Origin of the sequence: Marinifilum fragile, from assembly GCF_963677365.1 — a bacterium.
In the GTDB taxonomy this organism is placed as follows: Bacteria; Bacteroidota; Bacteroidia; order Bacteroidales; family Marinifilaceae; genus Marinifilum; species Marinifilum fragile.
In genome coordinates this window covers 2,783,501-2,795,815 of sequence record NZ_OY781962.1, presented here as the reverse complement: position 1 = coordinate 2,795,815, position 12,315 = coordinate 2,783,501, and the positions used below count along the sequence as shown (strand labels likewise).

Sequence of the window (12,315 nt, the reverse complement as noted above, 5' to 3'; positions counted from 1 at the left end):
AAAATCACATCAAAAATGATATACCTAGATTACAACGCCACAACACCAGTAGCAAAAGAGGTTGCAGAAGCCATGCAGCCTTATTTATTTGAATATTTTGGAAATCCTTCAAGTTCACATTGGTATGGGCAGCAAACCAAAAAGGCAGTGGAGCAGGCTCGTGAACGTATGGCGAAACTGTTGAACTGCAAGTGTGAGGAGATTGTGTTTACCAGTGGAGGGAGCGAATCGAACAATTATGCATTAAAGGGATATGCTTTCCAGAACAGGGATAGGGGCAAGCACATTATCACCACGATGATTGAGCATCCAGCCATTATCGAGGTTTGTAAATTCCTGGAACAGGAAGGATTTGAGGTGAGCTATTTACCTGTTGACGAAACGGGAAGGATAAGACTTAAGGATGTGGAAGAAGCCATTCGTCCTGATACAATTTTAATATCGGTAATGTATGCCAATAACGAGGTGGGAACTTTGCAGCCACTAAAAGAAATATCGGCATTGGCAAAAAAGCACAATATTGCAGTGCATAGCGATTGTGCACAGGCGGTTGGAAAAGTACCCGTGAATGTGAAAGAATTGGGCTTTGACTTGCTGACAGTAGCAGGACATAAATTCTATGCACCGAAAGGGATTGGAGCTTTGTATGTTCGTGAAGGCGTGGAGCTGCAAAAGCTAATTCATGGTGCAGATCATGAAATGAACCGCAGAGCAGGAACAGAGAATATTCTGGAAGTTGTAGGTTTGGGCAAAGCAGCCGAATTGGCAATGATCGATCCGGAAAGCAGAATGGAAAGAGAGAGAAATTTAATACGACTTTTGAGAGAAGGTTTGGAAGCGTTAGGGGATTGCAGAATCAATGGAAATCCTGAATTCTCTTTGCCAAATACCTTGAGTATTTCCTTTAAGGATCTGAGAGCAGCAGATATTCTTGCAAATATGCCAAATATTGCGGCTTCAGCAGGAGCTGCCTGTCATTCCGATGCAGTAAAAATTTCAGCAACACTTGATGCCATGAATGTTCCATTCGAATATGCCATGGGAACACTGCGTTTGTCGGTTGGGAAATATACCAGTGAAGAGGAAATTATTAGTGCGATTGAGGAGATTAAGGAAGCTGTTAGCTTATTAAGAAAATAAGATTTCACGCAAAGGACGCAGAGAATAAATTAGAAAAAGAACGCAAAGATGAATTATTCATCTTTGCGTTCTTTTGTTATATGTCTTCGCGAGCTTTGCGTGAAATCTTTAATTCATATAAGCCAAAGCCGAATCCATCAGCTCATTCATTTTTGAAATGGTATTCTGTTTTACAATTGAATTCAGATAACGCTCTTTACCTGATTTCTTATAAAGCTTCTCTTTGGAGAACCAATCAGAAGGATAGGAGATTACAGAAGCCGTTCCCTGTTTTCCATATACAGGTAAGGAAACGTAGTACACATCTTTAATTTCAATTTGCAGCTGATTGTTTTGTTCTTTCAAACTTAGGGTGTAGTACATCCTGGTTTGAAAAGTCGATGGGTTCTGGCTCAAATAAATTAAACTATTTCCTTTAAGTCTGGCTTCTCCCGATTTTTCGTTGAGCATTTCCAATTCGACTGCTTCGGTTGAAAGAACCCAATTCTTAAGATGATTGTAATTGTCAGGAGATACTTGAACAGTTGCAGTCAACTTTAGAGCCGTTTGATCATCTATGCTAAGTTCTTTTTCCGCATGATTTTGAGCAATAGAAATGATTACTGTGGAAAGCAAAATGAAGGTGCAGAATATCTTTTTCATGGTGATTGTTTTTTAGGGTTTAATTACTTACAATGGCTAGTCTTAAAGTAGTTATTTTGAAAGACAAATCAAATAGTTACCACCAGATAAAGCTTATTCCTACTTGATTCTTCTTGATTTATAGCTTAGTAGCCTTTGTGAGGCGAGATTAATATTATGCTCAATTTATCAAACTTGGCAAACTTGACACTTGTTTTTTAGCGTTGAGTAAAATAAATTTACTTCTGAATCAGGGATAAAACATCCCGATTTTAGTTTCGCATATTTCACTTGGTTCGATCCTAGATTCAAGTTTTTAATATGATTTTAGTTGTAAGTAATTGAGAAGGGGCGGTGCCCCTTTTTTATTGGCCCTCTTTTTGCATTCAAAAAATTTACAAATTCATTTTTTTTAGTGATCAATCATTCTCTTTATTCATGGGCGTTTTATAATTTTGTTATACCCCGTGGTGAATTGATTTAACGAATTTTCTATGCTTTATATATTTTCTCCGAAAAGGATATTAATACTATTTTTTTTCTATTTGCTTGCTTTTTCTTTAGCGGCTCAAAACTATGTGCAAGATCAGTATCTGTTGGTCGATCAATTAAATAGATCTAACCATTGGGCTGATTCCATTTTTTCTACCATGAGTGAGGATGAAAAAATCTCTCAATTGTTCATGATTGCAGCTTATTCTAATAAAAGCAAAAAGGAAATGGAGCGAATTGCCGCAATAGTAGATCAATATCAGATTGGTGGAATTATCTTTTTTCACGGCGAACCAGGCAAGCAAGCCGAATTGAGCAATTGGTATCAAAGCTTATCGAAAGTACCCATGTGGCTTGGTATGGATGCAGAAAATGGCTTGGGGATGAGATTGAAAGAAACCATTAGTTATCCTCGACAGCTCATGTTAGGTGCTGTTCAGGATAATGAGTTGATATACCGATTGGGAAAACAAATTGGTAAGGAGTGCAAGCGATTGGGTGTACATGTTAATTTTGCACCAGTGATGGATGTGAATAATAATCCTGTCAATCCTGTTATTAACAGCAGATCTTTTGGTGAAGATCGATACAATGTGGCCAACAAATCCTATGCCTTTGCCAATGGGATGCAAAGCTCAGGTGTAATTGCAGTTGGAAAACACTTTCCAGGGCATGGCGATACGGATACTGATTCTCATGTTGATCTTCCAATTTTGAATCACAATCGTGCGAGATTGGATTCCATTGAACTTTATCCCTTTAAAAAAGTGATTGCCCAGGGATTGGGAGGCATAATGATTTCTCATTTGAATGTTCCTGCTTTGGATCCAAATCAGAAGGTAGCAACTTTATCGCGACCTATTGTTTCTGATTTGCTTAAGGATGAGTTGGGTTTTAAAGGTTTGGTGTTTACCGATGCCTTAAACATGCAGGGAGTTCGCAAATACTACGACAAAGGAAAAGTTGATGTTAAAGCTTTAACGGCTGGGAATGATGTTTTGCTTTTTACTGAGGATGTGGAAATTTCATTAAAGGAAATTAAAGCTGCAATTGAAAAAGGTGAGCTAAGTTGGGATGAAATCAATGAGAAATGTAAGAAAATTCTGAAGGCCAAGTATTGGTTAGGACTTAACAATTATAAGCCAGTTGACACGGAAAGACTTTGGTCAGGTCTGAATACACAGGAGGGATTTATATTGCGCAGGCAACTGGCAGAACAATCCATCACACTGCTGAAGAATGATAGAAACCTATTGCCATTAAAACGATTGGATACCTTAAGAGTGGCCTCCATTGCCATGGGCGCTTCTATTCGAAATAGATATCAGGAGTATTTGGGAAGATATACCGATATCGATTTTTACCAGATTGAGAAGGATGCTTCGAAAGAGCATTTCGAGATTTTAAAAGAAAAGCTCGACAAATACAACCTGTTAATTGTAAGCATGCACGATACAGATCAACGTCCATCCAAAAACTTTGGTATTGCAGATCAAACAGTGCAATTGTTGTCAGAAATATCTGCCAATAAAAAAGTTGTTTTTGATCTATTTGGCAATCCCTATGCTTTGGATCGATATCGAAATTTAAATGATTTGGATGCCGTTTTGGTTTCCTATCAAGATAGCAAAGAGGCGCAAATGGCTTCTGCCCAAATTGTTTTTGGAGGATTGGCTGCAAAAGGAAAACTTCCGGTAACGGTAAATGATGATTTTAGGGTAGGTGCTGGAATTGAAACGATTCACAATCGCTTAGGATATTCATTGCCTGAGCAGGTGGGATTGAGTACCTTAAAACTGAATGTAATTGATTCAATTGCAGAGGATGCCATCAAGCAAAAAGCAACTCCCGGATGCCAGATTCTGATTGCCCGATCAGGGAAAGTAGTATTCAATAAATCATATGGATATCATACTTACGCAAGGAAAAGACCTGTTCGAAACCCTGATATTTACGATTTGGCTTCCCTAACCAAAATTACGGCAACTTTGCCCGTGTTAATGCAAATGACTGATGAAGGCTGGATTGATGTTGATGCCAATATTGGCAAATACTATTCAAAGGCTAAGGAATCAAACAAAGACAGCCTGATTTTAAGAAAGATACTTGCACACGAAGCTCGTTTGTTAAGCTGGAAACCGTTTCATTGGGAAGCTGTTGATTCTGCAAGTTTTATTGATAATCTCTTTAGCAGAACCTATTCCAGGAGATACAGTTTAAAACTTGGAAAGAACCTATATATTGATAGAAATTATAAATTCAAGAAAGGAATTTTATCCAAGGTAAAGTCGGAAACTTACCCGATTGAAGTAGCCAAAAATCTCTATATCAATAAGAATTACAAGGATACCATACTGCAAGGAATTTTAGATTCGGATTATCGCGAGAAGAATGGTTACAAGTACAGTGATTTGGGATTTATCCTGATGGGAGAAATGATACAGGAAAGATCAGGAGAGCCTGTAGATAGTTATGCAAGTCGTCATTTCTATCGCCAATTGGGAGCGGGAACTTTGGGTTATCACCCTCAAAGAAGATTTAGCTTAAATCGAATTGTACCAACTCAAAAAGATGATTTCTTTAGAAAGCAATGGATAAAAGGATATGTGCACGATCCTACATCCGCAATGCTTGGAGGTGTGGCAGGTCATGCCGGCATGTTTGGCAATGCCAGCGATTTGGCCAAACTGGCTCAAATGTATTTGCAAAAGGGAGAATATGGCAGCGAAATGTACATTGGATCGGAAACCATCGAGAAATTTACTTCGCGAGCCAATCCTGATGGAGAAAACAGAAGGGGAATAGGCTTTGATAAACCATTTTTAGATCCTACCGATGAAAATGGACCAACCAGTAATTTGGCTTCATTGTCAAGTTATGGGCATACAGGTTTTACGGGAACCATGATTTGGATTGATCCGGATTATGATTTGGTATACATCTTTTTATCGAACCGAATTTGTCCGGATGAATCCAATGCGAAATTGATGGAAATGGATGTTAGAACCAAAATACAGGAGTGTATTTACAAGGCCGTAAGACCCGAAATTACTCCTGCAAGAAATTTTTCCGACTTGTTGGTATCACCACTTGATGAAAGGATTTTCAATTAAAGAAACATTCAAATATTTTGGATCATTGCTAACTTCCTGATCAATCCATTCGGGAAGTTTGATTTGTTCTTCGGAAGACGACAGTTCAATTTCAGCAACAATTAAGCCTTGGTTCTCGCCATGGAATACATCCACTTCCCAAGTGTATTGATCCATAGGAATCAGGTAGCGGGTTTTCTCTATTTTAGCATCACACAAGTCAAGCAGTTCCTGTGCATCTGCCAAAGGAATCTCGTATTCAAATTCGCTTCTCTTTAAAATGTCATTTCCGGATTTGATGGTAAGAAAAGCTTTTTCGCCAGCAATTCTAATTCTTAGACTCTTCTGAGGATCGCTCCAAATGTATCCTTGAATCAACTTTTTCCCATGATTGGGAAGTTGAAGTAAATCTTTATTTACCAGGAACTTTCTTTCTATTTCTATTGCCATTCTTTCAGTTATCAGTTCACTGTTTATAAAATTGATTTCCGATTATTTTTAGGCCATTCAGGGTTAAATCAGGTTCATGGTGATCGAAACAGTCAATAACCGGAAGCATAACCTTCGATAAACCACCAGTTGCAATAACGGTTGTGTTGCCTTCTAATTCTGATTTAATTTCCTTCAAAAGATATTCAACCAAACCTTTATATCCCATTACAATTCCGGCTTGCAGTGCATGTGTGGTATTTTTACCAATACAAGATGGAGGAACTGCAATGTCAACATTGGGCAGCTTTGCAGTATTCTGAGATAGGGATGCCATTGCGGTTTTTAAGCCAGGGGCAATGCTTACGCCAAGTAGGTTTCCATCTGCTTTAATGGCAGTAAAAGTAAGAGCTGTACCAAAATCAACAACAATACAATTGCCTTTGTATTTGTTGTGAGCTGCAACTGCATTTGCCACCAAATCGGTTCCTATCTCGTAAGGATTTTTGATTCCGATATTTAATTTCGGATATAGTTCGGGTCCAATCACCAATGGTTCTTTTCCAAAAAGCTTTTTGATCATTTCCCGAATGGGCAGAATTAGTGAAGGAACCACACTACTCACCACAACCTTATCAACCTGTTCGAGTTTAATGTTTCGGCTGGAAAGTAATGTTCTATATATTACTTCGTACTCATCTGCAGTTTTGTTGGCAACCGTATGAATCCTAAATTGTTCGGTCCATTGGTTGTTGTCAGATAAACCACAAACCACATTGGAATTTCCTATGTCAATGGCTAATAACATCTGTTTGTAAATGATTTTAAGTCTAAATTACTCTGTTTTTTTCTTTTCCGTCAATTAAAAAGGAAATGATATTTTCGCTGGCCTCTTTGCCCATTTCTATTCTGGTTTCAATTGTCGCTGTTCCGATATGTGGAACAACAACTACATTATCCATTTGCAATAGTTCAGGATGAATTTTGGGCTCGTGTTCAAACACATCCAAAGCAGCACCTGCAATTGTATTCTTTTTTAGAGCATCAACAAGTTCCTTTTCGTTCACAACTGGCCCTCTGGCCGTATTAATGAGTAATGAAGTGTCTTTCATGAGTGCTAATTCCTTCTTCCCAATTAGGTGATGGGTTTCATCGGTTAATGGGCAATTCAAGGAAACCACATCCGACTGTTCCAGTAAATCGGTAAAACTAAGGTATTGATAGGTTGAATTGTCTATTTTATTACGGTTGTAATACACTACTCTCATACCAAAAGCTTCGGCTTTTAGGGCAACGGATTTTCCAATCTTACCCATCCCAACAATGCCAAGAGTTTTATCGCGCAATCCGGTTCCCAAGTTCTTCATGACTCCCCATTCAAAATCGGGATTGGTTTTTAATCCATGATGACATTTTGCAATACCTCTGGAAAGTGATAGGATCAATGCCATGCAAAGTTCTGCTGTTGGCTCACAAACCGCATCAGGAGTGTTGCTAACCACAATTCCCTTTTTGCTAGCCGTTTTGATATCAATATTATTAAAACCTACTCCGTAATTGCTGATTATTTTCAATTGCTTGCCAGCTTCAATTACCTCTTTGGGAATTTCTTTGTTGAATATCGACAGGAGTGCGATACAGCCCGGTATTCGTTCAATTAACTCTTCGGTTGAGAAAAATTCTTTATCAGGATATATTAAATCAAAATCTTTTTCGAGCTCCAAAAGTCCTTGAGGTGGAATAGAATAAGCGATGAGGATTTTGTTTTTCACAATGTAATTTTTAGTGTAATTTCAATTTTGAAATTTAAGCAATCATTATTAATAAGCCGTATTGGATGCTAAAAATTCTGAAAATTAAAAGGCAAACTTAAAAATTCATGCTTTCTTCGTAGCTTTGTGATAATATCATATCGACAAAACAAACACTACACTACAAATGATACTATTGGACAAACCTTACGTTTCCAAGTTTTTAAAGGAAACAATAGTAAAATATGACCTTCCTGCCTTGGATACTGGAAACATCACCGAACATGGAGAACTAAGTTTGATAAGCCCTGAAGAAATCATTGAAAATTTTCAGAATGATGCGAATAGCAGATTGTATACAAATTCCGAAAATTCAATCAACTGGGTGGTGAAGAATTTGAACTTTACTAAATTGCCTGAGTACATCAATGTTTTTAAGAATAAGGTTGAGTTTCGCAAGTTGATTCAGAAAATGTATCCCAACTTTTTCTTTCGAGAAGTAGGTTTGAAAGAGTTGGATGAGATCAAACTGGAAGAGCTTCCAATGCCATTTATTATTAAACCTGCTGTTGGGTTCTTAAGTTTAGGAGTTCATAAAGTATTGAATCAGGAGGACTGGGCAAGAGTAAAACAATTGATCAAAGATGAGTTTACCGAAGCTCAAAGCTTGTTTCCAATCGAGGTGGTAAATGCTTCCAGTTTTCTAATCGAAGAAATTATTGAAGGAGAAGAGTTTGCTTTTGATGCTTATTTCGATGAAGTAGGTGAGGCTACCGTATTAGGGATTTCGAAGCATTTGTTTTCTTCTGATACCGATGTAAGTGACAGGGTTTATTACACATCCAAAGAAACCATTAAGCAATATCTTGATCCTTTTACTCAATTTGTTCAGCAGCTTGGTAAGGAGGCCAATCTGAAAAACTTCCCGGTGCATGTTGAGGTACGTGTAGATAAGCAAGGCATATTGATTCCAATTGAAGTAAATCCAATGCGATTTGGAGGTTGGTGTACAACGGCTGACTTAACCTATTTTGCAAGTAAACTGAATCCATATTACTGTTTCCTTAAAAATATCAAACCAGATTGGAATCAGGTATTGGAGGAGATGGATGATGAAATTTATTCTCTGATCATTTTGGACAATTCAACTGGTATTCCTTCAAAAGAAATTGAAAGTTTTAATTACGATGCTTTGTTGACCAAATTTGTTCAGCCACTGGAACTGAGAAAGGTAGATTACAAAATGTATTCTATTTTTGGAATGCTATACACCAAAACTCCTAAGAATCAATTTTCGGAAATTGAAGAAATTCTAACTTCAGATTTAAAGGAGTTTGTTGAATAATAAATTGATGATTGACAATTTGATCATACGTGAAGCCAAATTTGAAGATGCCAGCAGAATTACAATGCTAAAGCTTCAGGTTTGGCTTCATACATATGCTACCGATGGCATTGAAGGAGAATATGCCGATTACCTTGTAGCTGAAATTACCCCAAAAAAGACAGAACTTATCATTCAAAATCCTGACAAGAAACTTTTTTTGCTAGAAAAAGAAGGTAGAATCATTGGTTGTTACCAGCTGGATTTTGATACCCTTTGCCCGAATCCGGAAATTAATTCACCCGAATTATCTGTTTTGTACCTCTCACAACATTTTCATGGAAAGGGATTGGGAAAATTTATGCTGAAACATGCCGAAGAGGAAATCTTAAAATTGGGTTCTGATGGCATTTGGCTAACGGCATATTATGAAAATAAGCAGGCCATTGCTTTCTACGAGCATCAAAATTATATGATGAAAGGCAAATGTTATTTCGAAATGGGCGATAGTCAATATGAGAATTGGGTGTTCTGGAAGGAGTTGAAAAAATGAATTTATAGTTCAGGTTAGCATTTCTCTTACAGATTTTAAAAAATATATTACCTTTAAATCGAACTAAAACCTGTTGATGTTTAAATTTAAGAAGGATCTGGTATTGTAAATAAGTTCTGATGTTCTGTCAGACTTATCCCTTGGTAAACTCAGACATATTCATGTCGGAGTTATTTTCATGCCTATACATTATTATTTTATGATCCGACAAAGAAGTAAATTCTTCTTTTCGATGATTCAACAATTAAAATTTAAACATTATGAGCGAAGATATAAAATCAATTCACGAGTTCGATTTCACTTTAATATGCGAATATTTTTCAAACTTGGAACGCCAAGGTCCGGGGAGTCCTGAGATTACTATAAAAGCCCTAAGTTTTGTTGAAAATCTCACACAAGAATCAAAAATTGCAGATATTGGTTGTGGTTCAGGCGGGCAAACTATGATATTATCTCAGCATGTAGAAGGGCAAGTAACAGGCGTAGACTTGTTTTCCAGGTTTATTGATTTATTCAATAAAAATGCTTCCCGCTTAAAACTTGATGACAGAGTAAAAGGTGTAGTAGGATCAATGGATGATCTTTCTTTTCAGGATGAAGAGCTGGATTTGATCTGGTCGGAAGGAGCCATATACAATATTGGATTTGAAAAAGGTCTGCAGGAGTGGAAGAGGTTTTTAAAGAGAGGTGCTTATATTGCTGTTTCTGAAGTGTCATGGTTCACCGATGAACGTCCAGCAGAAATTGAAGAGTTTTGGCAGGATGCCTATCCCGGTATAGATACCATTGCAAATAAAGTGGGACAAATGCAGAAGGCAGGTTATGTTCCTGTTGCTAGTTTTATTCTACCTGAAAATTGCTGGACAGAGCATTTTTATGCGCCACAAGTAAAGCTTGATGAAAAATTTCTTAAGGAGAACCAGGGGAATAAGGCCGTTGAAGAATTTATTGCCAATCAACGTCACGAAGCTCAACTGTATTACAAATACAAGGAGTATTACGGTTATGTGTTCTATATTGGGAAGAAAATTTAAATAAAGAATAGGATTGTCCTGATAAAGGGGCAATCCTTCTTCTTGTATTGAAACCTTAACTCATCCTATATCTAAATCCTTCAATTGTATTCCAAATTAGACTTGAATAACACATCCTTTTGCTGATATATTTATAAATTAGCAGGCATGAAAGAATTTTGGGACGAAAGATATAGTCAGGATCAATTTGCATATGGGGAAGAGCCAAATGCATTTGTAAAAGAGAAGCTGCCTCTTTTTGAAGTGGGGAAGATCTTATTCCCTGCCGAGGGTGAAGGACGCAATTCAGTGTATGCCGCTCAACTGGGTTGGGAAGTATTTGCATTTGATTTTAGTGCAAAGGGAAAAGAAAAGGCCGATGAGTTGGCAAGCTCGAAAAATCTGAAGATTGACTATAGAGTTAGCAGTTTTTTAGAGGAAAGCTACGAAAGAGAGGAGTTCGATGTTATTTGTATGACCTTTGTACATTTCGATCCGAAAATTAAAACGGAAATGCACAAACGACTGGACAGTTACCTAAAGCAAGGCGGACATATTATTTTCGAAGCATTTAGTAAAGATCATCGCGAGATTAATAAGATAAACCCCAGAGCAGGAGGGCCACAAGATGTTGACATGATGTATTCCGTTGAAGAAATTGAACGCGATTTTAGCAATTACGATATCATCGAATTGAAAAAGGAATTGGTACAGCTTAACGAAGGATTCGGCCATGTAGGTGAAAGTTCCATAATCAGATTTATAGGGAAGAAAAAAGAATAAACGGCTAGCCGAGGGTTTGCTAGTTTTTTTCTTTTCGTAAAATTTTAACGATTCGGTTGTTTATGATTTCTGACAAATTCCACAAGTACAATTTTGAATCTGTGGTGCTGTAAAATTCAATTACTACCGCATCCATCTCTTTGTGATACTTGGCAAAACTCTGGTATCCGGGAACCCAACCCGAATGTTCATACTTGTAAATAGAGGAATAAATTTCTTGTTCCCCTTCATCAAACAACGATCCATCGTTTAATGTTCTTAAGAAAGTACCCACATCTTCAGCTGTGGCCAACATACCATGTTCGTCCGCTTTTAAGTCAAGAGGATGTCCCACATGATAGCCACTCATCACATCGTCCAGATTTACTTCTTTTAGCGAAGCAAAGGTATTGTTTAGGTGTAAAGGTTTTAGCACTTCTTCTTTAATGAACAGGAAATTGCTATACCCAAGTACATTGTCCATGATTTTATTTAGCAGAAGGTAGTTCGTATTGCAATATTCGTAGTCCTCACCAGGCTCAAAATTAGCTGGCATATCCAGAATCAAAGCAAGGCTTTCTTCGTAAGTCTGTGTTGGAGCCGCCCAAAAATTCGGAGCATTCGTAAAATTAGGAATGCCACTTCTGTGTTGCATCATTAACCTAAGGCTAATTTTATCAGCATGTTCAATTCTACCTACAAGGTCTGGCAAATAATCAGCTATGGTTTTATCCAGCGACAAACGGCCATCGCTTACCAGTTTGGTTACAGCTACAGCATCATATAATTTGCTGATGCTGGCAATTTTAAATAGTGCATGCGGGTTTGCAGGAATCTTAACTTCTCTATTGTGCCATCCCGAAGTAAAATACTGAGGATCTTTGCCTGCCTGATCCACATAAACAATCATACCATCGAAGCCATGTTCTATGGCTTTATCCAATTGCCCCTGAACCGTATTGGGCAGTGGCAATATCCAAGCCCATACCAATAGCCATGGAACAAAGAAGAAGGAAGTGATGGTTCCCACAAACAATGCAATTCTGATGATCAGTTGAGTTTTCTTTGTCATACTTTGCTCTTTGAAGATGATAATTCCTCAAACAAAATTTGCCAGTATCTTGAGATAGTTTTCTCT

Annotated in this window: 11 protein-coding genes; 6 read left to right on the top strand and 5 right to left on the bottom strand. The window is 37.6% G+C overall.

The features are described from left to right. Nucleotides 1-15: 15 nt before the first annotated feature. Nucleotides 16-1,140 (top strand): cysteine desulfurase family protein, encoded by a 1,125-nt coding sequence (locus tag ACKPCA_RS11115; RefSeq protein ID WP_321279177.1) that lies wholly within the window; start codon nucleotides 16-18, stop codon nucleotides 1,138-1,140. A 108-nt stretch (nucleotides 1,141-1,248) separates the two neighbouring features. Here ACKPCA_RS11115 and ACKPCA_RS11110 read toward each other — a convergent pair whose 3' ends face one another. Beyond that, nucleotides 1,249-1,782, bottom strand: coding sequence for a hypothetical protein (locus tag ACKPCA_RS11110; protein ID WP_321279175.1), 534 nt, complete (start codon nucleotides 1,780-1,782; stop codon nucleotides 1,249-1,251). 473 nt (nucleotides 1,783-2,255) lie between these two features. Between ACKPCA_RS11110 and ACKPCA_RS11105 the strand changes: the two genes are divergently transcribed. Then, nucleotides 2,256-5,366, top strand: a complete 3,111-nt coding sequence (locus ACKPCA_RS11105; RefSeq protein ID WP_321279174.1) for a glycoside hydrolase family 3 N-terminal domain-containing protein — start codon at nucleotides 2,256-2,258, stop codon at nucleotides 5,364-5,366. On the opposite strand, the gene ACKPCA_RS11100 is transcribed toward ACKPCA_RS11105, so the two are convergent. Genes ACKPCA_RS11100 through ACKPCA_RS11090 form a run of 3 tightly spaced genes read right to left on the bottom strand, consistent with a single transcriptional unit; the run spans nucleotide 5,337 to nucleotide 7,546 of the window. Beyond that, nucleotides 5,337-5,795, bottom strand: a complete 459-nt coding sequence (locus tag ACKPCA_RS11100) for a CYTH domain-containing protein (RefSeq protein WP_321279173.1) — start codon at nucleotides 5,793-5,795, stop codon at nucleotides 5,337-5,339. The genes ACKPCA_RS11105 and ACKPCA_RS11100 overlap by 30 nt on opposite strands. A gap of 16 nt (nucleotides 5,796-5,811) precedes the next feature. Further along, entirely contained in the window at nucleotides 5,812-6,582 is a 771-nt protein-coding gene (locus ACKPCA_RS11095; RefSeq protein WP_321279172.1) for a type III pantothenate kinase, read from the bottom strand. Nucleotides 6,583-6,604: 22 nt separating this feature from the next. Next, nucleotides 6,605-7,546 (bottom strand): NAD(P)-dependent oxidoreductase, encoded by a 942-nt coding sequence (locus tag ACKPCA_RS11090; protein WP_321279171.1) that lies wholly within the window; start codon nucleotides 7,544-7,546, stop codon nucleotides 6,605-6,607. A 166-nt stretch (nucleotides 7,547-7,712) separates the two neighbouring features. On the opposite strand from ACKPCA_RS11090, the gene ACKPCA_RS11085 reads away from it, so the two are divergent. The 4 genes from ACKPCA_RS11085 (at nucleotide 7,713) to ACKPCA_RS11070 (ending at nucleotide 11,198) form a co-directional block, all read left to right on the top strand. Beyond that, entirely contained in the window at nucleotides 7,713-8,870 is a 1,158-nt protein-coding gene (locus ACKPCA_RS11085) for an ATP-grasp domain-containing protein (RefSeq protein WP_321279170.1), read from the top strand. Nucleotides 8,871-8,877: 7 nt separating this feature from the next. Further along, nucleotides 8,878-9,402: a GNAT family N-acetyltransferase gene (locus ACKPCA_RS11080; RefSeq protein ID WP_321279169.1), complete on the top strand. Its 525-nt coding sequence runs from the start codon at nucleotides 8,878-8,880 to the stop codon at nucleotides 9,400-9,402. 260 nt (nucleotides 9,403-9,662) lie between these two features. Continuing rightward, nucleotides 9,663-10,436 carry a class I SAM-dependent methyltransferase gene (locus ACKPCA_RS11075; protein WP_321279168.1) on the top strand — a complete coding sequence of 258 codons (774 nt, stop codon included), beginning with the start codon at nucleotides 9,663-9,665 and terminating at the stop codon, nucleotides 10,434-10,436. A gap of 147 nt (nucleotides 10,437-10,583) precedes the next feature. After that, complete coding sequence (locus tag ACKPCA_RS11070; protein ID WP_321279167.1) at nucleotides 10,584-11,198, top strand: class I SAM-dependent methyltransferase; 615 nt, start codon at nucleotides 10,584-10,586, stop codon at nucleotides 11,196-11,198. Between the two features lie 19 nt (nucleotides 11,199-11,217). On the opposite strand, the gene ACKPCA_RS11065 is transcribed toward ACKPCA_RS11070, so the two are convergent. Next, a complete protein-coding gene (locus ACKPCA_RS11065; protein ID WP_321279166.1) occupies nucleotides 11,218-12,249 on the bottom strand; it encodes a serine hydrolase domain-containing protein in 1,032 nt (343 codons plus the stop codon). Nucleotides 12,250-12,315: the final 66 nt, after the last annotated feature.

Bases quoted from the DNA above. Each gene is read 5' to 3' on its own strand.
- ACKPCA_RS11065 (WP_321279166.1), bottom strand. From the start codon at position 12,249: ATGACAAAGAAAACTCAACTGATCATCAGAATTGCATTGTTTGTGGGA.
- ACKPCA_RS11105 (WP_321279174.1), top strand. From the start codon at position 2,256: ATGCTTTATATATTTTCTCCGAAAAGGATATTAATACTATTTTTTTTC.
- ACKPCA_RS11115 (WP_321279177.1), top strand. From the start codon at position 16: ATGATATACCTAGATTACAACGCCACAACACCAGTAGCAAAAGAGGTT.
- ACKPCA_RS11110 (WP_321279175.1), bottom strand. From the start codon at position 1,782: ATGAAAAAGATATTCTGCACCTTCATTTTGCTTTCCACAGTAATCATT.
- ACKPCA_RS11070 (WP_321279167.1), top strand. From the start codon at position 10,584: ATGAAAGAATTTTGGGACGAAAGATATAGTCAGGATCAATTTGCATAT.
- ACKPCA_RS11095 (WP_321279172.1), bottom strand. From the start codon at position 6,582: ATGTTATTAGCCATTGACATAGGAAATTCCAATGTGGTTTGTGGTTTA.
- ACKPCA_RS11100 (WP_321279173.1), bottom strand. From the start codon at position 5,795: ATGGCAATAGAAATAGAAAGAAAGTTCCTGGTAAATAAAGATTTACTT.
- ACKPCA_RS11085 (WP_321279170.1), top strand. From the start codon at position 7,713: ATGATACTATTGGACAAACCTTACGTTTCCAAGTTTTTAAAGGAAACA.
- ACKPCA_RS11075 (WP_321279168.1), top strand. From the start codon at position 9,663: ATGAGCGAAGATATAAAATCAATTCACGAGTTCGATTTCACTTTAATA.
- ACKPCA_RS11080 (WP_321279169.1), top strand. From the start codon at position 8,878: ATGATTGACAATTTGATCATACGTGAAGCCAAATTTGAAGATGCCAGC.